The sequence below is a fragment of the Arthrobacter sp. SX1312 genome (genome assembly GCF_002929295.1).
Taxonomy (GTDB): Bacteria; Actinomycetota; Actinomycetes; order Actinomycetales; family Micrococcaceae; genus Arthrobacter_D.
Map to the genome: position 1 here is coordinate 159,543 of NZ_PJIM01000002.1, position 20,943 is coordinate 180,485.

The window sequence follows — 20,943 nt, forward strand, 5'->3', positions numbered from 1 at the left end:
GGGGAACAGGGAGGGACGGCGTCCAGGGCGCCGTCCCTCCCTCCGCGATCAGGCCTACGGGGCCGTGGGTGCGGCCGTGGGGCCTTCTTCCGGGGCACAGGACAGCCCGGCCGGCGTGACGTCGATCCGCTCGGGCGGGACGACTCCCGCGTAGCCGGAACCGAGGACGACGTCGACCGTCCGGTCCTCGCGCTCGTCGGCCACGTAGATCGAGTCGGGGATGGTGCGCTGCAGGGTGAAGGCGTTGGCGCGGCCGGCCTCGCCCGAGACGATGATTGCCGTCATCCCGGTGCGGTCGACCGGCCTGTTGGCGATGTCCCGCACCGCGAAGGAGCGGCCGCGGAGCTGTTCCGCGGCGATGCCGGCGAGTCCGTCGATGCTCGTGCTGTTGTAGACGTTGACGGTGATGGCGCTCGGGTCCTGGTAGTCGAACGGACCGGCGGGGCACGTCGACGTCGGTTCGGGAACCGCTTCGGGCGCGCCGGTGCCGATGTCTCCGCGCGCAACCCCCAGGGCGACGTACACGGCGGCGATCACGAGCCCCAGGAGGAGCACGAGGACGACGCCATGGAGGATCCTGCGCATCGACACCCGCCGGCGGCGATCGGCGTCGTCCTCCGGGAACACGGCGCCGAGATCCGTCTCGGTCACGATCCGCTGGCCGTGCCACTCGGTCGGGTCGCGTCTGGCCTGCGCCCGCTGGTGGCGCGGCGAGCCCTGCTCACTCATCGAGCACGAGGACTCTCGCATGCAGGATGGTCCGCTGGTGCAGGGCCGTCCGGACGGCCCGGTGCAGGCCGTCCTCGAGGTACATCGTCTCGTTCCACTGCACCACGTGCGGGAAGAGATCACCGAAGAACGTCGAGTCCTCGGCGAGCAGTGCCCCGAGGTCGAGCGTGGTCTTGGTGGTCACCAGTTCATCGAGCCGCACCTGCCGGGGAGGCACTTCCGCCCAGTCCTTGGGGGTCACGCATCCGTGGTCCGGGTATGGCCGGCCGTCACTCACTGCTTTGAAGATCACATCTCTAGGGTAAGTAATTGCTTCGGCCAATGGAACGCGCGTGTCGGGCAGGCGATCGTCCCGTGGTTCGACGGTCACGCCGCCGGACCCGCCGGCAGTGCGGCTCCGCACCACGAGGACGTCAGAAGTCGACTCCACACTGCAGGATCACGTTGGCATACGGCGTCGCCTCGCCGGTCCGGATGATGAGTCGCGCAGCGGGCAGGAGTCCTTTCAGGTCGTCGTGCGTGATGCGGCGGGGTGCCAGGTCTCGATCCTCGAGCCATTGCTCGACGTCGGACCCCTCGGCCTCCAGGGCACACAGGGCACCTTCGACGACGATCTCGTCCAGCACCGCGTCCAGGACATCCCTGAACGAAGGGATCCCCCGGACGAGGGACAGGTCGACGACGGTCGCTGCAACGGGGACGGGGAGGCCGCAGTCGGCGATCACCACGAGGTGTCCATGACCGAGGGTGGCCAGCGCTCCGCTGAGCGGGCCGTTGATGATTCCTGCCTTCTTCATGTCCTCGTCTCCTGCTGGTCGTGCCCACCGACGGGCAACTCGGGGAGCTCGTCCCCGAGCGTCGGGTAGGAAGGCTGCGCGCCGGGGTACTGGACGGCATAGGAACCCACCCGGACGGCGAACCGGACGGCCTCGCGGAGCGGGTCCCCGGCCTGGAGCCGGGCGGCGAGTGCTCCGACGAACGCGTCGCCTGCTCCGGTCGTGTCCACCACTGTCACGCCGGGCGCGGGTACAGCGAGGACCTCACTGCCGTCGGCGACCAGGGCGCCCGCGCCGCCGAGCGTCATCACCACGGACGCGAAGCCGCAGGCCACGAGCGCCTCGACGACATCACGGTGTGCTCCGGGTGCTGCCTTCCCGAGCTGCTCGAGGACCAGGGCACCCTCGTGCTCGTTGACGACCAGCGGGTCTGCCCGCAGCAGCACGTCGCGATCGACGGTGATGACGGGTGCGAGGTTGATGATCACGCGCCCCGATGCCGTGAGGATCGCGGTCTGTGTTGCGGCTGCCGGCAGTTCACCCTGCACCACGACCACCGCAGCACCACCGATGGTCTCGGCCCAGGGCGAGACCAGGTCGGGGGTCATCCGTGCATTCGCCCCCGGCAGCACCACGATGCTGTTCTCGCCGTCATCGGACACCTCGACGACCGCCACACCCGTGCCGCCGTCGGTCCGCTGGACAGCACGCAGGTCCACTCCGGCGTCCGTGAGCGCCGAGAGGGCGGTGACGGCGTACGCGTCGTCCCCCACGGCTCCGATCATCGCGACGGATGCTCCGAGCCGTGCAGCGGCGACGGCCTGGTTGGCGCCCTTGCCGCCGGGCAGCACCGTCATCGATCGTCCCAGCACGGTCTCACCCGGCCGCGGGTGCCGCTCGAGGGCGACCACGAGATCCGCGTTGATGGATCCGACGACGACGACGCCCGGCGACACTGCGATCATCCCGCGAAGTCCGCGACGTTCTCGGTGTTGACCGTGGTCACCGGGACCGGGATGGCTTCCTCGACCGTCTCGTCGCCGAGGAGCTGCACGAGCACTTCAACCGAGCGCTTGCCCAGTTCTGCGGGCTGCTGGGCGATGGTCGCGGACAGGGTGCCCGCCTCGATGGCTGCCAGGCCGTCGGCCGTCCCGTCGAACCCGACGACCTTGACCTCGGCGCCCGCCTTCGCTCCGAGGGCCTGGATGGCACCGAGGGCCATCTCGTCGTTCTCGGCGAAGACGCCGGTCACGCCCGGATTGGCCTGCAGGAGGTTCGTCGCGACGTTCAGGGCCTCCGCCCGGTCGAAGTTCGCCGTCTGCTGAGCCACGATCTCGATGTCCGGGTAGGCCTTCATCCCCTCTGCGAAGCCCGCTCCGCGATCCCGGCTGGCCGAGGTGCCGGCAACACCCTGCAGCACGATCACGGAGCCCTTGCCGCCCATGGCGGCGGCGAGCTCGTCGGCGGCCTGCTTGCCCCCCGCCACGTTGTCGCTCGAGACGAGGGACTGGACCTCGGCTCCGTTGACCGCACGATCGACGGCGACGATCGGGGTCTCGGCCGAGATCAGCGGTGCCACCGAGGCGGCGGCAGCATCCGAGTCCACGGGGTTGATGATCACGCCATCCGTGCCACTGGTGGCTGCCGTCGCGAGCTGGTTGGTCTGCGTCGCGGAATCATTCTGTGCGTCGATGACCTCCAGCTCCACGCCGGCTGCATCCGCCGCTTCCTGGGCGCCGTCGCGCAGTTCCACGAAGAAGGGGTTGTTGAGGGTGGAGACGGCGAGTGTGACGCTCTGCGTCTCGGTCGCTGCCTCTCCACCCCGGTTGCAGGCGGTGGTGCCGAGCAGGAGTGCGAGCGACATCGTGACAGCCGCAGCGCGGGTCGTTGAGGAGAACTTCATCGTTGATTCCTTCTGTTGGGTGGATGTGGATCGGGTCGGGAGGAGTGCAGGGTGGACAGGTCAGGTGGCCTAGTGGTTGCCGGTCTTCCGGCGCAGGGAGTCGATCCCGACGGCGAGCGCGATCACCACGCCGATCACGACCTGCTGCCAGAAGGAGGACACGTTGAGCAGGTTCAGGCCGTTGCGGATCACCACGAGGACGAGGGCGCCGATGAGCGTGCCGCTGATTCGTCCCACGCCACCCGCCAGGGAGGCACCACCGATGACCACGGCGGCGATGGCGTCCAACTCGTAGCCGGCTGCAGCCTGCGGCTGGGCGGAGTCGAGCCGCCCGGAGAGCAGCAACCCCGCCAGTGCCGCGAAGAGGCCCGACAGGGCGAACACCGTTACGAGGACACGCCGCACGGGGATGCCTGACAGACGAGCCGCTTCGGTGTTGCCTCCTACGGCGTACATGTAACGGCCCATGACCGTGTAGTTCAGGATCAGTGCGGCTACTGCACCTGCGATGACCAGGACGACGATCGGCATGGGGAGGGGGCCGATGTTGCTGCCGAGAAAGGACACGGCGGGCGATGTGGCGATGGGCCTGCCGTCCGAGAGCACGAGAGTGAGGCCGCGGGCGACGCTCAGCATCGCGAGGGTGGCGATGAACGACGGTAGCCGTCCGAATGCGACAGCGAATCCGCTCACCGCGCCCGCCAGGGTCCCGACCAGGAGTCCTCCGATCAACGCGAGCCACCCGGGAAGGGCGGCTGTGCTGAACATGTAAGCGGAGCCCATGGCACTGAGGGCAGCGACCGAGCCGACGGACAGATCGATCCCGCCTGCAACGATCACGAAGGTCAGACCGAAGGCGAGCACGGCGATGACCGAGGCCTGGATGCCGATGTTCAGCAGGTTGGGTCCCGTGAGGAAGTCCGGCGTGGCGATGAAGAGCGCGAGCCCGAGGACGAAAAGCCCTACCAGCGCCCCGTTGTCCGCGAGGAACTTCGTGATTCTCGTGCCGCCGGTGGCGGGCTTGCGTACAGCTACGGTGTTCATGACTCGTCCTTCATCTGCTGGTCCTCGCGGTCCCTCTGCACGTCGCGGACGGCGAGGGACATGACGGCGTCCTGGGTTGCGGTGGTGGCGTCGAGTTCGCCGGAGATGTGGCCGCCGCTCATCACGAGGATGCGATCGGCCATCCCGAGTACTTCGGGGAGCTCGCTCGACACCATCACGACGGCGCCTCCGGCCGCGGTGATGGCGTTGATGAGTTCGTAGATTTCGACCTTGGCGCCGACATCGACGCCGCGCGTCGGTTCGTCCAGCAGCAGCACCGAGGACTCGGCGAGGATCCACCGTGCGAAGACCGTCTTCTGCTGGTTGCCGCCCGACAGGGAGCCCACCGCCTGGTCGAGGTCGCGCATCCGGATACGGAGGGTGTCGGCGACGCCCTTCGCCCGGGAGCGCTGGCCGGCGAAGTCCACGACACCGGCCTTCGAGGTCGAGGCGAGCGTGGCGTAGCCGATGTTGTCGTTCACGCTGGCGCCGAGAACGAGTCCCTGCACCTTGCGGTCCTCGGGGACGTGGCCCACACCGGCCCGGATGGCCGCACCGACGTCGAGGCGGGGCAGTTCCTTGCCACGAACGGAGACGGAGCCGCCGAGATACGGGTCGACGCCGGCGACGGCGCGTACCACCTCCGTACGGCCGGCTCCCACGAGCCCGGCGAGTGCGACGACCTCGCCGGCATGGACGTCGAAGGAGACATCGTTGACCATGCCCTTGGTGGACAGGTTCCGGACGGACAGGAGTGTCTCCGGCTCGCCCGCGTATTCACGGCGTCGCGGGAACTGCTGGGCGATGTCCCGGCCCACCATGAGCCGGACGAGTTCGTCCTCATCAGTGGTCGCGGGAACCTCGGCGATGAACCTGCCGTCCCTCAGGACGGAGACGGAATCGCCGATCGCGGCGATCTCGTCGAGGTGGTGCGAGATGAAGACCATGCCGACGCCGCGGGCCCGGAGGTCCTCCACGACCCTGAAGAGTGCAGCGATCTCCCGATTGGTCAGGGCGGCCGTGGGCTCGTCGAGGATCAGCATCCGTGCATCCAGGCTGAGGGCTTTTGCGATCTCCACGAGCTGTTGCCGGGCGATCCCCAGTGTACCCACGTGCTGGTCGACGTCGAGATCGAGGCCGATCAAGGCGAGCGCGGCGCGAGCATCCTCCTTCATCTTCCGACGGTCGACGAAGCCGAAGCGCCCGGGCATCCGGCCCAGGGAGATGTTCTCGGCGATGCTCATGGACCCCACGAGATTGAGTTCCTGATGGATGGTCGCGATGCCCAGGGCCTCGGAGGCCCTTGTATCCGGCAGCACGACCTCCCTGCCGTCGACGAGGATGCGGCCGCCGTCCGGCTGGTAGACGCCGGCCATCATCTTGATGAGCGTGGATTTGCCTGCACCGTTCTCGCCCAGGAGGACCTGGACCTTCCCGGGATGCACGTCCACGGACACGCCGTCGATCACGGTGACCGGACCGAAGGACTTGGTCACTCTGTCGAGCGAGAGGATAGGCATGCTCATGGGCCGACTTCTTCCAGGAGTTCAGGGGTGGAGCCGCGGATGATCAGCCTGCTGGGCAGCACCCGCGACTGCGCCGGCTCGCCGGCGAGGACGTCGACAAGCATCTCCACGGCGCCGCGCCCCATCGCGTCGACGTCGTGCGCGATGACGGTCAGCGCCGGATTCAGGAGCGTGAAGGCCTCGATGTCGTCGTACCCCACGAAAGCGACCTCGGAGCCGATCGAGATCCCACGCTCGTTGCACACACCGATCGCGCCGATGGACATCAGGCTGTCGGCTGCGAGGAGGGCGGTCGGGGCGTCGGGGAGATCGAGGAGGGCATGCGCGCCCGCCGCGCCGCTGGCTGCCTGGAAGTCACCGAGGTAGACGAGCTCCGGAGAGGCATCGGCGGGGGACGCGGCAATGGCCTCCTGGTATGCCTGCAGGCGTTCCCGCCCGGTCGAAGTGGATTGGGGCCCCGCGATGTACCCGATGCGGCGGTGGCCGAGGCCGGTGAGGTGGGCGACCGCCGCGCGGATACCGGTGCGATTGTCGGGGCTGATGCTCGGTACACCCGTGCCTTCGATGACGCGGTCCACGAAGACCGTGGGCAGCCCGCTCTCGAGGATGCCCACGAGCCCGGCCCGGTCCCCCTGCGGCGCGGCGATCAGGCCGTCGACCCGCTGCGACAGCATCACGTCGAAGTAGCGCTCCTGCTGTTCCATGTTCTCGTTGGCGTTTCCGAACAGTGTGACGTAGCCGAAATCCCTGGCCCGCTGTTCGACGGCATGAGCGAGGTCCGCGAAGAAGGGGTTCCGGATGTCGGGCAGGAGCAGCCCGATGGTCTGCGTGGTGGTCTTGCGGAGAGACCGCGCCTGTGCGTTCGGGCGGAAGCCCAACTCCGCGACAGCCTGTTCGACGGCGTTGCGAGCGGCAGGCGAAGTGCTCGGGTGTTTGGAGAGGACGCGGGATGCCGTCGCAGTGGAGACCCCCGCCTTCACGGCGACGTCCTTGATCGTCACTGACCGCACGTTGCTCCCTACGTCATTGTGGAATCGATTCCATGGAATCGATTGCAACAGTATGGCGGACATCACTATGTTGGTCAACCGATCGCGGATGGAGGGACCGTGCGCGGCGGAACATAATGGACCCATGCCTACGGACGCCCCCCTCGATCTGCTGCCCGCCGCCCCCGCCCTGCCCTCCCCCGGCCGGGGACAGCCCGCCCAGGGGCTCCTGCTCGACGTCGACGGGCCCGTGGCCAGCCCTGTCACGCGGACCGTCCCCGCCGGGATCATCGCCGACCTGCTCACGCTCGCCGCGGCGGGCTGGCCCGTGGTGTTCAACACGGGCCGCTCGGATGCGTTCATCCGTGAGCAGGTGATGGAGCCGATGCTCGCCGCTGGTCTGCCGGCCGGAGTGACCTTCCACGCCGTGTGCGAGAAGGGTGCCACCTGGTTCTCGTTCACTGCCGACGGCGCCGGGGAGGTCTTCCTCGACCGCGGGCTCGCGCTGCCCACGAGCTTCGCCGACGACGTGCGGGACCTCGTGGAGGAGAAGTACTCCCACCTCATGTTCTTCGACGAGACGAAACTCGCCATGGTCTCGGTGGAGCAGTCCCTCGACGCGGCGAACGCCGACTACCTCGAGGGCCAGAGTTCCTTCGACGACGACGCCCTGGACATCATGCACAGCCACGACATGGGCGCCTGCAGGCTGGACCGGGAGGAACCGGACAGCCGGGGGGACATCGAGTACCGGGTCGACCCGACCATCATCTCGACCGACATCGAGTCCGTCCGCGTGGGCAAGGACCTCGGGGCCGAGCGCGCCCTCACCCTGGTCGCGCCGCTCATGGACCTGCCCCGCACATGGCGGACGGTGGGCGATTCACGCACCGACTACGCCATGGCCGACTACCTCCACGAGCAGGGGTACGACGTCGCGCACCTCGACGTCCGCCCGGCCGACGGTGTGCCCCCGAAGCCCTACGAGGTCCTGACCGAGGGCTCACTCATCCACGAGGAGGCGGGCGCCGCCTTCCTCGCGCGCTGCGTCGCCTCCCTCGGCTAGGGCCCGGCGCCGACCCCGGGGAACCCGGCTCAGGCGGCGGGTCGCGCCAGGGCGTCCTCGATCGCGGCGATCACCTCGGGCGCGTCCGGCTCGACCGTCGGGGCGAACCGCGCGAGGATCTCGCCGTCGCGACCCACCAGGAACTTCTCGAAGTTCCACTTCACGAGGCCGGGCAGGAGCCCGGTCCCGAACCTCGTCAGCTGTCCGTAGAGCGGGTGCTGGTCCTTCCCGCGGACGTCGCCCTTGGCCATCAGCGGGAACGTGACGCCGAAGGTCCTCGAGCAGAACTCGGCGATCTCGCCGTCGTTCCCGGGTTCCTGTCCCATGAACTGGTTGCAGGGCATGCCGAGCACCACGAGGCCCTCGGCCGCGTAGCGGCCGTACAGCGCCTCGAGGCCCGCGTACTGAGGGGTGAAGCCGCACTTCGACGCGACGTTGACCACCAGGACGGGGTGGCCGCGGAAATCCCCGAAGGACTTCGTGCTGCCGTCGTTCATGGTGAGGTCGATGCCGTACAGGCCGGACGAGGACATGATTGCTCCCAGGGACTCGGTGGTGCTCGTGCTTCGTATCGTCGCACGCGACGGATGGCCCACCGTGCGGACGGAGCAAATCGGCCCGTGGGTACGTTGGAAGGAACGGCGGCCCGGAGGCCGCCGCAGGACACCGACAGGACGGGTCACCCGATGGGAATCATCGACACGTGGAAGACGCAGCTCCGAACGACCTTCACGGACGGTGATCCGGCCATCCCGCAGTGGCAGTTCGAGTTCGAGAAGGGCGACGACGTCGGGTATTTCCCGATCGGCTCCGCCGTGTGGACGGTGCACAGTTCGATGACACCGACGGTGGCGGGCATCCGGGCGCTCCTCCTGCAGACACTGCACCCGGGCGCGATGGCCGGCGTGCACGCCCACTCGAGCTTCCGGGAGGAGCCGCTCGGGAGACTGGCGAACACCATCCGCTGGATCTTCACGGTGACGTACGGTTCGAAGGTCGCAGCCCGGGAGGGATCGGCGTTCGTCCAGCGCCTCCACACCCGGGTGTCCGGGACGTACACCGACAGCCGGGGCGTCGAGAAGCCGTATTCGGCGGCGGACCCGGACCTGATCCGATGGGTGCACCTCGCGTTCACCGACGCCTTCGTGGCGGCGCACTCCGCATACGGCGGGGCCATCCCGGGCGGCGTGGACCAGTACGTGGCGGAATGGGCACAGGCCGGGGAACTGATGGGCCTCGAGGACCCGCCGCGGTCCGCCGCCGGGCTCAGGGCGCAGCTCGCCGCGTTCGACGGCGACCTCAGGAACAGCGAACAGGTGCAGGAGGCGCTCACCTACATTCGGCGTCCGCCCCTGCCCCGGTCCCAGCGCCTCGGGTACCAGATCCTGTTCGCCGGGGCGGTGGCGACGCTGGAGCCGCGCCACCGCGAGATGCTCGGCCTGCGGGCGCCGTCCCTCGGACCCGTCCCGCTGCCGATCCGGCCGGCGGTCCGGCTGGTCCTCGGGATGATCCGGCTGGGGCTGGGGCCGGAGGGTCCCGCGGAGGCCGCCGCGAAGAACCGGATCCGCCGCGTGGCAGGAACCGTCTAGACAGCCTGGAGATGGAGCCGCCCGACGACCGTATACCCGGTCCGACGCCGGCGTTAGGCTCCAGGCATGCGAACGCTGCTCTTCGCTCCTGTGACCTTCAATCTTGCCGAGACGACCCGCATGATCATGATCGCGCGGGCGCTCGGCCCCGCATGTCACGCCGTGTTCCAGGTGTACGAATCCCCGTACGTGCACCTCGTGCGCTCGGCCGGTTTCGAGGTGCGCCACCTCGGCCCCGTCCTGTCGAGGCGCGAGCAGGGCCAGGTCCTGGCCCTCGACCAGGGGCGTTCGCTCCGCCATCCGTTCTCCCCCGGGCTCGTCCGCGCCCGGGTGGATGCCGAGCGTCGGCTCCTCCGTGAGACCGGCGCCGAGGCCGTGGTGATGGGGACGAACGTCACCTCGCTGATCTCGGCGCGCGCCGAGGAGGTGCCGCTGTTCTACGCCGTCCCTTTCGCGCTCACCCGACCTCACGTGGAGCAGACGCCGCGGCTCGGTCTCGTCACCGGGGCTGGTCGCCTCAGCGGGGTGGCCGACGGCCTCGCGTCGGCAGCCCTCCGCCTCGTCTACGGTCGGTTGCCGATCGCCCCGCGCGCCTTCCGCATCGTCGCCAGGGAGAACGGGGTGCGCCCCCTGCGCACCGGGTTGGACCTGTTCGAGGGCGACATCAACCTCCTGACGGTCATGGCCTCCGAACTCGAGGGGTACCACCTCCCGGCGAACTACATCAGGGTGGGTCCGATCTTCGCCGAACTGCCGGGCGAGGTTCCCCAGCTGGTGCATGAGCTCGCCCATTTGGACCGGCCTCTCGTCTATCTGGCGCTCGGATCCTCGGGCAACCGGAGGACAGCGCTGCGTGCAGCCCACACCCTGGGCGCACTGGAAATCAACGTCGTCGCCCCCATCCGCCACTTCCTCACGCCCGGCGATGTGGCCGGGTTGCCGACGAACGTGCACGTCGTCGACCTGCTACCCGCACACCGACTCGGGGGGCTCATCGACGCGGCGGTACTCCACGGCGGACAGGGCACGGTGCAGACTGCGTGCGCGACGGGAGTACCGTTCGTCGGCATCGGCATGCAGCCGGAGCAGGCCTGGAACGTCGCGGCGTGCGTGCGGCAGGGCAACGCGATCGAGGTGTCGCCCCGGGATGCAGGCACCGAGCACCTCGCCGGCGCCGTGCGGCGGTTGCTCACCGACGGGTCCTTCCGCGCTGCGGCCGAACGGGAACGCCTGCTCCATGCGGACGAGGACGGGCCCGCCGCGGCCGCGCGGGCCATCCAGGGACACCTGCGACCCGCGCGCTCGAGCGTTTGAGCCGGTTCGGCACGGTACCGGTAGGACCGCGGCAGCCCGCCGGTGCGGGGTGGTCCGTGGCCTCCGTTCGCGACCACCCACCCAGACAAAAAGGAACACCCCGGTCCGAAGACCGGGGTGTTCCTTGTCGAGCCACAAGCGGAGGATGGGGGATTTGAACCCCCGAGGGCGTGAACCCAACACGCGTTCCAGGCGTGCGCCATAGGCCGCTAGGCGAATCCTCCTCATTTGGAGCAGATACCAGAATACCCATACAACCGGCTCACGCCGAATCGCCGGGATATCGCGGGGCGACGGCGGCGCTTCTCCCGCCCTGCTCCGCGGATTCGAACGCCACGCGATCCACTGTGTAGACTATTTCCCGGCCCCTCATGTGGTGTCATCCTGTGAACTCCCCCAGGACCGGAAGGTAGCAAGGGTAAGCGGGCTCTGGCAGGTGCATGGGGGGTCTTCATTTTAAGGACTTTAGGGACGCGGGCAGCGGGAGGTTCCACGGTGGCAGACACGGGCGCCGGCCGCTTCGCCCCGAGCCCTTCCGGCCGGCTGCACGTCGGCAACCTCCGCACGGCCGTCCTCGCGTGGCTCTTCGCCCGCTCCACCGGACGCCGGTTCCTGATCCGGGTGGAGGACCTGGACCGGGTCCGCGCCGGCGCCGAGGCGGAGCAGCTCGCCGAACTCGCGGCGCTGGGCCTCGCATCCGACGAGCCGGTCCTCCGTCAGAGCGGGCGCCTCGACCGGTACACCTCGGCGCTGGAGCAGCTCATCGCCCGGGACCTCGCCTACGAGTGCTTCTGCACGCGGCGCGACGTCGCCGAAGCAGCGAGCGCCCCGCACGGCCGGCCCGGCTTCTACCCCGGCACGTGCCGCGCTCTCAGCGAGGACGAGCGGGCCCGACGGCGCCTCGGCCGCCGCCCGGCGCTGCGGCTGCGCTCCGCCGTCGACAGCTGGACCGTCGAGGACCTGCTGGCCGGGCGCATCACGGCTCCGGTGGACGACGTCGTGCTGCGGAGGAACGACGGCGTGATCGCCTACAACCTCGCCGTCGTCGTCGACGACGCCGACCAGGGCATCGACCAGGTGGTGCGGGGCGAGGACCTCCTCGAATCGGCCCCGCGGCAGGCCTACCTCGCCTCCCTGCTCGGCCTCCCGATACCCACCTACGCGCACGTGCCCCTGGCGGTGGCGTCCGGGGGCCGCCGCTTGGCAAAGCGCGACGGCGCTGTGACACTGGAGGACCTCGCCCTGCAGGGCTGGTCCCCGGCCGAGGTCCTGGAGACGATCCTGGCCTCCCTCGGTCTTCCCGGCGGGAGTCCGGACTCGGCCCTCGCCGTGTTCGATCCTGGGCGGCTGCCGCGCCACCCGTGGGTGGTCGACCCCGCCGTCCTGTTCCCCGCCGCCGCCGGACCGGCATGCAAACCATCAGCACCAACCGATAAGGTTCATCCGTGAGTACAGCCCTCTACCGCCGCTACCGTCCCGAGACCTTCGCGGACGTCATCGGCCAGGAGCATGTCACCGAACCCCTGATGGCGGCCATCGACAAGGACCGCATCAACCACGCCTACCTGTTCTCCGGGCCCCGTGGGTGCGGCAAGACCACCTCGGCGCGGATCCTCGCCCGCTGCCTGAACTGTGCGCAGGGCCCTACCTCCACACCGTGCGGTGTCTGCGACAGCTGCGTCGAACTCGCCCGGAACGGCTCGGGCAGCCTGGACGTCATCGAGATCGACGCCGCGAGCCACGGTGGCGTCGACGACGCACGCGATCTCCGCGAGCGCGCCACCTTCGCCCCCGTCCGTGACCGGTTCAAGATCTTCATCATCGACGAGGCCCACATGGTCACGTCGGCGGGCTTCAACGCACTGCTGAAGATCGTGGAGGAGCCGCCGGAGCACATCCTCTTCATCTTCGCGACCACCGAGCCGGACAAGGTGATCGGCACCATCCGTTCGCGGACGCACCACTACCCCTTCCGGCTCGTCCCGCCCGAACCCCTCATGGCCTACCTCGAGCTGCTGTGCCGCCAGGAGAACGTGCCGGTGGCGCCGGGAGTCCTGTCGCTCGTGGTCCGTGCCGGCGGCGGCTCCGTCCGCGACTCCCTGTCCGTGCTCGACCAGCTCATGGCCGGCGCGAGCGAGTCCGGGCTAGACTACGAGCTCGCCGTCTCGCTCCTCGGCTACACGCATGCGACCCTGCTCGACGACGTCGTCGACTCCGTGGCGGCCGGCGACGCCGCAACGGTGTTCAACGCCGTGGACCGCGTGATCCAGACCGGGCACGACCCCCGGCGATTCGTGGAGGACCTGCTGGAGCGGTTCCGCGACCTGATCGTCATCAACGCGGTCCCCGAGGGTGCCGCGTCCGTCCTGCGCGGCGTCCCCGACGACCAGCTGAACCGCATGCGCACGCAGGCGAACCAGCTCGGTGCCGGCGAGCTGTCCCGCGCCGCCGACGTCACCAATGCGGCCCTGAACGAGATGACCGGCGCCACGTCGCCGCGGCTGCACCTCGAACTGCTGTGCGCACGCCTGCTGCTCCCCGCGGCGGACGCCTCGGTCCGCGGTACGCTCGCGCGGGTGGACCGCATCGAGCGTCGCCTCGAGTACGCCGCCGGGACGCCCGCTGCCGACAGCGGCAGCGAACCCGCCGCTGAACCCACTCCGGTCGCTGCGGCCGAGCCGACGAGACCACCGCGTCCACGGCTCGACGGCGTCCCCCGGACGGCCGAGGAGGCCGCAGCCCGCTGGTCGCTGCCGGTCGCCGATCCTTCCGCTCCTGCAGTGCCCGCCGCCGCTCCCGGCGCGCAGTCCCCCGCGATCCCGGCCGCCGCACGTGACCAGCAGGCGAAATCGCCGGCAGCGGACTCCTCGCCCGACTGGGGCGGCAACTGGGGCGTCTCCACCGACTCCGCCTTCGCCGACCCGGGCTCCGATGCGAAGACGCCGGCGCGTCCCGTGGCGGGCGCCCCCGGCGAGTCAGGCACACCCGGCGCTCCAGGCACACCCGGCGCTCCAGGCACACCAGGCGCTCCGACCACCGCAGGCATGCGGGAGGCAGCAGGCTCTCCGGACGCGGCCGGCGCAGCAGGAACCACCGGGGCGACCCCGCCTCCAGGGGTCACGACGGCGGACACCTCGGCGCTGGACGTCGCGGCGGCGGACACCTCGGCGACGGCCCCCTCGGCGCTGGACCCCTCGGTGAGCGCCGACGACCGCAAGGAGCACCCGGCAGCCGACGAGCGCAGGCCCGACCCACGGGGCGCCACATCGGGGGCGGTCCCCGCGGAGCAGGCCTCCTCCGTCGAAGACGGTTCGCGGAGCCCTGCCGCTCAGGGCCCGCAAACGTCCGGCCACGAGAGCCGGCAGCCGAGCGCCGATTCCGGTCGGCAGTCCCATGCGGCACGGGAGCAGACCCCGTCCCCGGGTCAGCCGGCACAGACTCCGGGCGGTCCGGCAAGGCCGCAGCAGGGATCCCGGCAGCCCGAACCGGGCCAGCAGGGGCAGCCCGCCGGGTCCGGCGGCAACGTCGAGATGATCCGACGGGCCTGGCCCGAGATCATGGACGAGGTCGCGCACATCAAACGCGCCACCTGGCTCATCGTGAACGTCTCGGCCAAGCCGCGGTCGTTCGAGGGCAACCAGCTGGTCCTCGCCTTCGTGAACCAGGGCAACGCCATCGGGTTCCAGCGTGGACCCCACATGGACAACGTGAAGCAGGCGATCCACAAGGTCCTCGGCCTCACCTGCTCCATCGAAGCCGTCCACGACGCCGGCGGGTCGGGTGAGTCGGGCCCAAAAGTACCGGCCCGCACGGCGGGCCCGGGTAGCAGCCCGGGCCCCGCTTCCTCGGCGTCGGCGCGCGAAAGCGACCCGACCGCCCCCCGGGATGACGCTCGACCGTCTCCGGACGCAGGGTCCGCCCAGCACGCGGACCCGGGAGCTTCGTCATCGCCCGCCGGCCCTGTGCCGCGGACCGGAGCCGGCGGTCCTGCGCAGGGTGACGCCGGAGCCGGCGATGCTGCGCCGTCGTCGTCCACGACCCCGGGACCGCGGGACGGCGGGACGGCCGAGGCCACGCCCCCGCGGCCATCGGGCGATGCGGCGCATAATCTCCCGGCCGGCACCCCCGACGAGGCAGGCCACCCGGACGCGGGATCAGCCGACGCCCAGGCATCACCGAGCCCTGACGATCCCTCCTCCGTCCCGGCGGCGACCGCCACCCGTCCGGCACCCACCGCGACCGCTGCCGGCGACGCACACCGGACCGGCACCCCCGCACCCCCGCCGGTCACGGGCGATGCGCCCACTCCGAACCGCGCGAACACCGCGGGAGCGACCGCGGACGCCGAAGGTGCCCTCCACCCGGAACGGGACCTCGCACCGGCCGCGCCGCAGGCCCGGCAGTCCTCCGACACCCGCCCGACACCCGCTGCGGAGCCCGACCGTTCCAGCACCGCGACGTCCGCTGCTGCACCTGCAACGCGCCGGGGCTCCGGTGACGCCACGATGCCGTCCCGCCCGAGGGGTCCGGTGCCGGACGCGGGCGCCGACCGTGGCACCCGCCCGGCCGAACGCGCAGCGTCCGCTCCGGCCGGCGCGGAGACCGTCGGTGCCTGGGACCCGTCCATGTCGGACGATTCCTGGGCCCTCGTCGAACCTCCCGAGGACGCGTACGATCCCGGTCCGGGCTGGGATTCCGTCCCGGAGGATCCCTCCGACCGTCGTACCGCAGGACCGCGCGGAGCCGGAGGCGTTCAGCTGCCTACTACCCCCGCACCCGACACCCCGGGCGGCCGAGGTCCGGCCCCCCAGCGCTCCCAGCGTGCCCCGATGTCCCAGAACCCAAACGCCTCCGGCTCCCGCGCCGCACCGGAAGGAGCGGCCGCGAGTCCAGCCCCGGGACCCACGGCATCCCGATCCGTCATCTGGAGCCCCCCGGGCGCTGCGGCGCCACCGGCTGCCGGAGGTGACGGGACGCCGTCGCCCGGCGCGGGATTCACCGCAGCGGGGACGGCACACCAGCCTCCCGCCGCACGCATCACGGCTCCCACTCAGCCCAGGACGCCGGTCGTGCCCAGATTCGCGGCACCCGCCCCCGCTGCCGCCGCCCCGACGCCGTCGTCCGCACCCGACACGGCGGCACCGGGCACGTCGTCTGTGCCCGGTGGGCCCGGACCGGTCGCAGCCGGCGACGTCCGGCAGAAGCCGGTCAGCCGCTACCAGCAGCTGCTCGACGAAGCAGAACGCAAGCGCGCCGAGGAGGCAGCTGCCACACGGGGCGCGGTCGATCTCCGCTTCGTGGAGGACGAGCCAAGCGCGGACGACGAGACCATCGAGGAATCGGGACTCGTGGGACGGACCGCGATCGAGCGCATCCTCAACGGGCGCCTCATCGAGGAACGCAGCATCGACGGACAGTAGGCCGCGCCCGGCAGCAGGACCGCCCGCGCCCACGCTCAGGGCGTAACACCGCCGCCTCCCCGCGGGCGCCCCACACCCACGGCAGGGCGGACAATGGAGGGTGCGCTTCTTCCCGCCGACGCAGCGGGGAGGGCGCACCACGCCCCTGGTACCGGAACACCGGCACCATCACCACAGGCAGAAGAGGACACACCGTGTACGAAGGCGCAGTGCAGGAGCTTATCGACGAGCTCGGACGCCTGCCCGGGGTGGGCCCGAAGTCGGCCCAGCGCCTCGCGTTCCACATCCTGGAAGCGGACGGCGAGGACATGCAGCGCCTGGTCACGGCGATCACCACGGTCAAGGAACGCGTGAAGTTCTGCACCATCTGCGGCAATGTCGCCGAGCAGGAACAGTGCGCCATCTGCCGTGATCCGCGCCGGGACGCGACGATGATCTGCGTCGTCGAGGAATCGAAGGACGTGATCGCCGTCGAACGCACGCGCTCGTTCCGCGGCAGGTACCACGTGCTGGGGGGCGCCATCAATCCCATCGCGGGCGTCGGGCCCGACCAGCTGCGCATCCGCGAACTCCTCGCCCGCCTGTCGGACGCGCAGATCCAGGAGATCATCATCGCCACCGATCCGAACCTGGAGGGGGAAGCGACGGCGACCTACCTGGTGCGGATGCTCAAGACCATCGGCATCCCCGTCACGCGCCTCGCGTCCGGCCTCCCGGTCGGCGGCGATCTCGAGTACGCGGACGAGGTGACCCTCGGCCGGGCCTTCGAGGGCCGCCGCGTCATGTCCTGACGCGAGCGGCCCTGCAGGACCCACCTAGGCGATGCGAGTCCCCCGCGCGAGGCGCCCGGCCGGCATCGTCAGCTTCCGGCGGGCGGCCAGCAGGAGCCCGGTCGCCAGGACCAGCTGGATCCCCAGCCCCAGAGGCCAGATCGGTGTCTCCTGCGGGAGCGGGCGAAGAGCCTGGCTTGCCTCCTCGCAGGTCTGGTCGGTGTCGGGTCCGGCCTGCGCCGACCGCACCCCCTGGCTGATCGTCTCCATGACGCCCGGCGTGTAGTACGGGCCGTCGGCGGGACCGTAGGGATTCGGCGTGCCCTGCTCCGGCAGGTCCTCGACGCTGTAGGGCACGGCGTCGGCCACCACCACGAACGGGTTCGCGGCCAGGATCCAGGTGATGTACTGCGTGTTGGGTACCTCCGACCGGTAGGTCTGCGTCACGCACTCCAGCTCGGCGCCCGGATCGGGGACGCCCATGCTGTCGAGGCTTGCCTCCGGGTAGTTGTAGTAGGACGACGTCATCGTCCGCTCCTCCATCACCAGCATGGTGCTCAGCCCGAAGACGATCACCGTGCCGACGGCCAGCAGCGCCACCACCATGTACGTACTGACGATGGAGAAGAGGGGCCGGTTGGCGAGCGCCGAGACGCCCACGCCGATCGCGCAGACCACGCCGAGCTGCACGGCGAGCATCAGGAGCGAGACCACGGCCTCCTGGCCGTTGACGCCGCCGAGCGTCAGCGCCCAGAAGATGAAAGGGCTGCTGAGGACGAGGAACGCGAGGGACCCCACCCACGAGGCCAGCCATTTCCCCGCAAGCAGCTGCCCCGGCGTGAGCAGCGTGACCTGGAGGATCGCGAGGGTGCCGCCCGCGCGGTCACCGTTGATGGCGTTCGCCGAGAGGCCCGGGGAGACGAGGAGCCCGAAGAAGAGGACGAAGCCGACGATCAGGTCGAAGAGGATCCCGCCCTCGTTGTCGGTGGCCCCGATCACCCCGAGGGCGAGGACGAAGATGAAGCCGATCACCACGAACCAGGTGCCGAGCATCCAGTACCAGCCCCTGCCCCGGAGTCGCTGCTTCATCTCGAGGGTGAACACCGTGCGGACCGCGGTCCGGAACGGCAGGGAGGTGGAGGAACGGACGGGGTGGGGGGTCGAGGGTTCGGTCGCTGTGCTCATCGTCTGTCCGTATCGAGGCTCATGTAGGTTTCTTCGAGCGCACCGCCGGCGGGTGCGAAGGCGGTGACGACGACGTCGGCCATCACCAGGGTGCGCAGCAGCCAGGAGGCCTCTGCGGTGCTGCCGAGCTGGACGAGGAACTCCTCGCGCCGCGAGTCGCGGCGCGTCTCGAAGCGCACGCCGTGGCTCTCCAAAGCTGCGGCGAGGGCGGTCATCGGCTCGGCCTGGATGTAGTAGCGGCGGATCTGGCCACCGGCCTCGTCGAGCGTCTGGCTCTTCACCGACTGCCCCCGGCTCACGAAGACGGCACGGTCGGCGATCTCGTCGAGTTCCGACAGGACGTGGCTCGAGACCACGACGGTCCTGCCCTCGGCGGCGAGCGAGCGCAGGAGCGACCGCAGGTCCACCCGCGAGCCGGGATCGAGGCCCGACGCCGGCTCGTCCAGCAGCAGGACCTGCGGGTCGTGGATCAGGGCGCGGGCCAGACTGAGCCGCTGCTGCTGACCGCGGGAGAGGACACGGGCCGGCTGGTGGCCGAAGTCGGTGAGCTTCACGGCCGCCAGCAGTTCGTCGGCCCGCCGCGTCCGGTCCGCGGAGCTCATCCGGTAAAGCGCGCCGATCGTCGTCAGCACCTCGTGGGCGGTCAGCGATTCCCACGCGCCCAGGGTGTCCGGCATCCAGCCGACCCTGCTCCGCACCTCCCTGGGCTGCGTGACGGGGTCGAAGCCCGCCACACGGATGGTGCCGAGATCGGGAGCCAGCAGGCTCGCCATCATCAGCAGCAGGGTCGTCTTGCCGGAGCCGTTGGGACCGATCAGAGCGGTCACTTCCCCGGGCGGAGCCTCGAAATCGATATCGCGGACGGCCTGCACCGAGCCGAAGCTCCGTGCCACCCCCTCGACGACGATTCCCCCAGATTCGTTGGTCATGCTCCGAGATTAGGCGACGCGCGAGCATTTGGGCCGGAGTTCGGCAAGGGAATCGTGGGGCGCCCGCAGGTTCTTATTCGGACCCCGACTTTGAGCGGACGATTCCCCCGCCGCTACACTGGCACGGGCGTAGGATCCCGATCCCCCGCTCCCTCAGGCGCCGACGCTGCCGCCCGTCACAGCAAGCACGGCCGGCTGACGCCGCCGTCCTCCTTCGTCAGTGAGCGAGTGCATGAGCCTCATAGTCCAAAAATTCGGCGGATCGTCGGTGGCCGACGCCGAAGGCATCAAGCGCGTCGCGCGGCGGGTCGTCGACACCCAGGCAGCAGGCCATGAGGTGGTCGTCGTCGTCTCCGCGATGGGCGACAGCACGGACGAACTGCTGGACCTCGCCGGGCAGGTGAGCCCGACGGCGTCGGACGCCCGGGAGATGGACATGCTCCTGAGCGCGGGCGAGCGCATCTCCATGGCGCTCCTGGCGATGGCGATCCACGCGGCCGGCGCCTCCGCGCAGTCCTTCACCGGCAGCCAGGCGGGCATGATCACGGACGCCATCCACGGCAAGGCGCGGATCATCGACGTCTCCCCGCACCGCATCCGGACGGCCATCGAGAAGGGCGATATCGCCATCGTCGCCGGTTTCCAGGGCATGAGCCGCGACAGCAACGACATCACGACCCTCGGCCGCGGCGGATCGGACACCACCGCCGTCGCCCTCGCCGCCGCGCTGGGCGCGGACGTCTGTGAGATCTACACCGACGTCGACGGCGTCTACACCGCAGACCCCCGGGTGGTCGCCTCGGCGCAGAAGATCGACACGATCTCGAGCGAGGAGATGCTCGAGATGGCGGCGTCAGGAGCGAAGATCCTGCACCTGCGCTGCGTCGAGTACGCGCGCCGCTTCGGCGTCCCCCTGCACGTCCGCTCCTCCTTCAGCCACAACGAGGGCACCTGGGTGCTGCCCAGCCCCGATGACCAGATCAAGATTCAAGAGGGAGAACCCTTGGAACAGCCCATCATCTCCGGCGTCGCGCACGACCGCTCCGAAGCGAAGGTCACGGTCGTCGGCGTACCCGACATCCCCGGCAAGGCAGCCGAGATCTTCGGGATCGTCGCCGGCGCCAACACGAACATCGACATGATCGTGCAGAACGTCTCGACACACGGGTCCGGCCGCACGGACATCTCCTTCACGCTCCCGATCGTCGACGGCGCCGAGGCGCTCGCCGCGCTCGGCGCCGCGCAGGACCGCGTCGGCTTCGAATCGGTGGACTACAACGAGAAGATCGGGAAGCTCTCGCTGATCGGCGCGGGCATGCGTTCGAACCCCGGCGTCTCCTACCGTTTCTTCCGCGCCCTGTCCGACGCCGGCGTGAACATCGACATGATCTCGACGTCGGAGATCCGCATCTCGGTGGTCACGGGCGCGGACCTGCTCGATACCGCGGTACGTGCCGTGCACGCCGCGTTCGAGCTCGACGGCGACGCCACCGCGACGGTGTACGCGGGGACGGGCCGCTAGCCGCTTCGTCGGGGCCCCTGCGTCACCTGACGACCTTCGTCCCATCGGCCGCGGCCGTGGAGCGGGACTGTTCGAACCTTCCCACCCCGCGGTCCCGTGGAGTGGGACTGTTCGAACCTTCCCACCCCGCGGTCCCGTGGAGTGGGATGAAGACGACCGGACACGGACATGGAGAAGGCCG

General features: G+C 70.1%; 18 protein-coding genes, 1 tRNA gene and 1 other RNA gene. 8 read left to right on the forward strand and 12 right to left on the reverse strand.

Going from position 1 to position 20,943, the window contains the following annotated elements; translation table 11 throughout:
* Positions 1–54 precede the first annotated feature (54 nt).
* The 8 genes from CXQ92_RS08110 to CXQ92_RS08145 form a co-directional block, all read right to left on the reverse strand.
* Positions 55–729: a LytR C-terminal domain-containing protein gene (locus tag CXQ92_RS08110; RefSeq protein WP_181033596.1), complete on the reverse strand. Its 675-nt coding sequence runs from the start codon at positions 727–729 to the stop codon at positions 55–57.
* Complete coding sequence (locus CXQ92_RS08115; protein ID WP_104167080.1) at positions 722–1,021, reverse strand: type II toxin-antitoxin system VapB family antitoxin; 300 nt, start codon at positions 1,019–1,021, stop codon at positions 722–724. Before CXQ92_RS08115 ends, CXQ92_RS08110 begins: the two co-directional genes overlap by 8 nt.
* 121 nt (positions 1,022–1,142) lie before the next feature.
* Entirely contained in the window at positions 1,143–1,526 is a 384-nt protein-coding gene (gene rbsD / locus CXQ92_RS08120) for a D-ribose pyranase (RefSeq protein WP_104167082.1), read from the reverse strand.
* Positions 1,523–2,470 carry a ribokinase gene (locus tag CXQ92_RS08125; protein WP_104167084.1) on the reverse strand — a complete coding sequence of 316 codons (948 nt, stop codon included), beginning with the start codon at positions 2,468–2,470 and terminating at the stop codon, positions 1,523–1,525. Before CXQ92_RS08125 ends, rbsD begins: the two co-directional genes overlap by 4 nt.
* Positions 2,467–3,408 carry a substrate-binding domain-containing protein gene (locus tag CXQ92_RS08130; RefSeq protein WP_104167086.1) on the reverse strand — a complete coding sequence of 314 codons (942 nt, stop codon included), beginning with the start codon at positions 3,406–3,408 and terminating at the stop codon, positions 2,467–2,469. The genes CXQ92_RS08125 and CXQ92_RS08130 overlap by 4 nt, the downstream gene beginning before the upstream one ends.
* A gap of 69 nt (positions 3,409–3,477) precedes the next feature.
* Positions 3,478–4,452 carry an ABC transporter permease gene (locus CXQ92_RS08135; protein WP_104167088.1) on the reverse strand — a complete coding sequence of 325 codons (975 nt, stop codon included), beginning with the start codon at positions 4,450–4,452 and terminating at the stop codon, positions 3,478–3,480.
* Positions 4,449–5,978 carry a sugar ABC transporter ATP-binding protein gene (locus CXQ92_RS08140; RefSeq protein ID WP_104167090.1) on the reverse strand — a complete coding sequence of 510 codons (1,530 nt, stop codon included), beginning with the start codon at positions 5,976–5,978 and terminating at the stop codon, positions 4,449–4,451. Before CXQ92_RS08140 ends, CXQ92_RS08135 begins: the two co-directional genes overlap by 4 nt.
* Positions 5,975–6,979, reverse strand: a complete 1,005-nt coding sequence (locus tag CXQ92_RS08145; protein WP_258069816.1) for a LacI family DNA-binding transcriptional regulator — start codon at positions 6,977–6,979, stop codon at positions 5,975–5,977. Before CXQ92_RS08145 ends, CXQ92_RS08140 begins: the two co-directional genes overlap by 4 nt.
* A gap of 133 nt (positions 6,980–7,112) precedes the next feature.
* On the opposite strand from CXQ92_RS08145, the gene CXQ92_RS08150 reads away from it, so the two are divergent.
* The gene (locus CXQ92_RS08150) at positions 7,113–8,033 is read left to right on the forward strand and encodes a hypothetical protein (protein ID WP_258069817.1); all 921 of its coding nucleotides are present in this window, start codon (positions 7,113–7,115) and stop codon (positions 8,031–8,033) included.
* A gap of 29 nt (positions 8,034–8,062) precedes the next feature.
* Here the strand turns inward: CXQ92_RS08150 and CXQ92_RS08155 are convergent, their stop codons facing one another.
* Complete coding sequence (locus CXQ92_RS08155) at positions 8,063–8,566, reverse strand: glutathione peroxidase (protein ID WP_104167094.1); 504 nt, start codon at positions 8,564–8,566, stop codon at positions 8,063–8,065.
* Positions 8,567–8,719: 153 nt separating this feature from the next.
* Here CXQ92_RS08155 and CXQ92_RS08160 point away from each other — a divergent pair, with 153 nt between their 5' ends.
* Positions 8,720–9,622, forward strand: coding sequence for an oxygenase MpaB family protein (locus tag CXQ92_RS08160; RefSeq protein ID WP_104167096.1), 903 nt, complete (start codon positions 8,720–8,722; stop codon positions 9,620–9,622).
* Between the two features lie 66 nt (positions 9,623–9,688).
* Positions 9,689–10,936 carry a nucleotide disphospho-sugar-binding domain-containing protein gene (locus CXQ92_RS08165; RefSeq protein ID WP_104167098.1) on the forward strand — a complete coding sequence of 416 codons (1,248 nt, stop codon included), beginning with the start codon at positions 9,689–9,691 and terminating at the stop codon, positions 10,934–10,936.
* 139 nt (positions 10,937–11,075) lie between these two features.
* Here the strand turns inward: CXQ92_RS08165 and CXQ92_RS08170 are convergent.
* Positions 11,076–11,160, reverse strand: a tRNA-Ser gene (locus CXQ92_RS08170).
* A gap of 136 nt (positions 11,161–11,296) precedes the next feature.
* Here CXQ92_RS08170 and ffs point away from each other — a divergent pair.
* From ffs to recR, 4 genes are all read left to right on the forward strand, one after another.
* An RNA gene (ffs, locus tag CXQ92_RS08175) (signal recognition particle sRNA small type) lies at positions 11,297–11,392 on the forward strand.
* A 39-nt stretch (positions 11,393–11,431) separates the two neighbouring features.
* On the forward strand, positions 11,432–12,385 hold the full coding sequence (gene gluQRS / locus CXQ92_RS08180) for a tRNA glutamyl-Q(34) synthetase GluQRS (RefSeq protein WP_104167100.1): 954 nt from the start codon (positions 11,432–11,434) through the stop codon (positions 12,383–12,385).
* Entirely contained in the window at positions 12,382–16,356 is a 3,975-nt protein-coding gene (locus CXQ92_RS08185; protein WP_104167102.1) for a DNA polymerase III subunit gamma and tau, read from the forward strand. The genes gluQRS and CXQ92_RS08185 overlap by 4 nt, the downstream gene beginning before the upstream one ends.
* 194 nt (positions 16,357–16,550) lie before the next feature.
* Positions 16,551–17,147 carry a recombination mediator RecR gene (recR, locus tag CXQ92_RS08190; RefSeq protein WP_104167104.1) on the forward strand — a complete coding sequence of 199 codons (597 nt, stop codon included), beginning with the start codon at positions 16,551–16,553 and terminating at the stop codon, positions 17,145–17,147.
* Between the two features lie 24 nt (positions 17,148–17,171).
* On the opposite strand, the gene CXQ92_RS08195 is transcribed toward recR, so the two are convergent.
* Positions 17,172–18,311, reverse strand: coding sequence for an ABC transporter permease (locus tag CXQ92_RS08195; protein WP_104167106.1), 1,140 nt, complete (start codon positions 18,309–18,311; stop codon positions 17,172–17,174).
* Entirely contained in the window at positions 18,308–19,240 is a 933-nt protein-coding gene (locus CXQ92_RS08200) for an ABC transporter ATP-binding protein (protein ID WP_104167108.1), read from the reverse strand. Before CXQ92_RS08200 ends, CXQ92_RS08195 begins: the two co-directional genes overlap by 4 nt.
* A gap of 232 nt (positions 19,241–19,472) precedes the next feature.
* On the opposite strand from CXQ92_RS08200, the gene CXQ92_RS08205 reads away from it, so the two are divergent.
* Positions 19,473–20,762 carry an aspartate kinase gene (locus CXQ92_RS08205; protein WP_104167110.1) on the forward strand — a complete coding sequence of 430 codons (1,290 nt, stop codon included), beginning with the start codon at positions 19,473–19,475 and terminating at the stop codon, positions 20,760–20,762.
* The last annotated feature ends 181 nt before the right edge of the window (positions 20,763–20,943 follow it).

Excerpts from the sequence above, each read along its gene's own strand:
- CXQ92_RS08140 (WP_104167090.1), bottom strand. The coding sequence starts at position 5,978 with ATGAGCATGCCTATCCTCTCGCTCGACAGAGTGACCAAGTCCTTCGGT.
- CXQ92_RS08150 (WP_258069817.1), top strand. The coding sequence starts at position 7,113 with ATGCCTACGGACGCCCCCCTCGATCTGCTGCCCGCCGCCCCCGCCCTG.
- CXQ92_RS08205 (WP_104167110.1), top strand. The coding sequence starts at position 19,473 with ATGAGCCTCATAGTCCAAAAATTCGGCGGATCGTCGGTGGCCGACGCC.
- CXQ92_RS08200 (WP_104167108.1), bottom strand. The coding sequence starts at position 19,240 with ATGACCAACGAATCTGGGGGAATCGTCGTCGAGGGGGTGGCACGGAGC.
- CXQ92_RS08160 (WP_104167096.1), top strand. The coding sequence starts at position 8,720 with ATGGGAATCATCGACACGTGGAAGACGCAGCTCCGAACGACCTTCACG.
- CXQ92_RS08155 (WP_104167094.1), bottom strand. The coding sequence starts at position 8,566 with ATGTCCTCGTCCGGCCTGTACGGCATCGACCTCACCATGAACGACGGC.
- CXQ92_RS08130 (WP_104167086.1), bottom strand. The coding sequence starts at position 3,408 with ATGAAGTTCTCCTCAACGACCCGCGCTGCGGCTGTCACGATGTCGCTC.
- CXQ92_RS08165 (WP_104167098.1), top strand. The coding sequence starts at position 9,689 with ATGCGAACGCTGCTCTTCGCTCCTGTGACCTTCAATCTTGCCGAGACG.
- CXQ92_RS08110 (WP_181033596.1), bottom strand. The coding sequence starts at position 729 with ATGAGTGAGCAGGGCTCGCCGCGCCACCAGCGGGCGCAGGCCAGACGC.
- CXQ92_RS08195 (WP_104167106.1), bottom strand. The coding sequence starts at position 18,311 with ATGAGCACAGCGACCGAACCCTCGACCCCCCACCCCGTCCGTTCCTCC.
- CXQ92_RS08125 (WP_104167084.1), bottom strand. The coding sequence starts at position 2,470 with ATGATCGCAGTGTCGCCGGGCGTCGTCGTCGTCGGATCCATCAACGCG.
- rbsD (WP_104167082.1), bottom strand. The coding sequence starts at position 1,526 with ATGAAGAAGGCAGGAATCATCAACGGCCCGCTCAGCGGAGCGCTGGCC.
- CXQ92_RS08135 (WP_104167088.1), bottom strand. The coding sequence starts at position 4,452 with ATGAACACCGTAGCTGTACGCAAGCCCGCCACCGGCGGCACGAGAATC.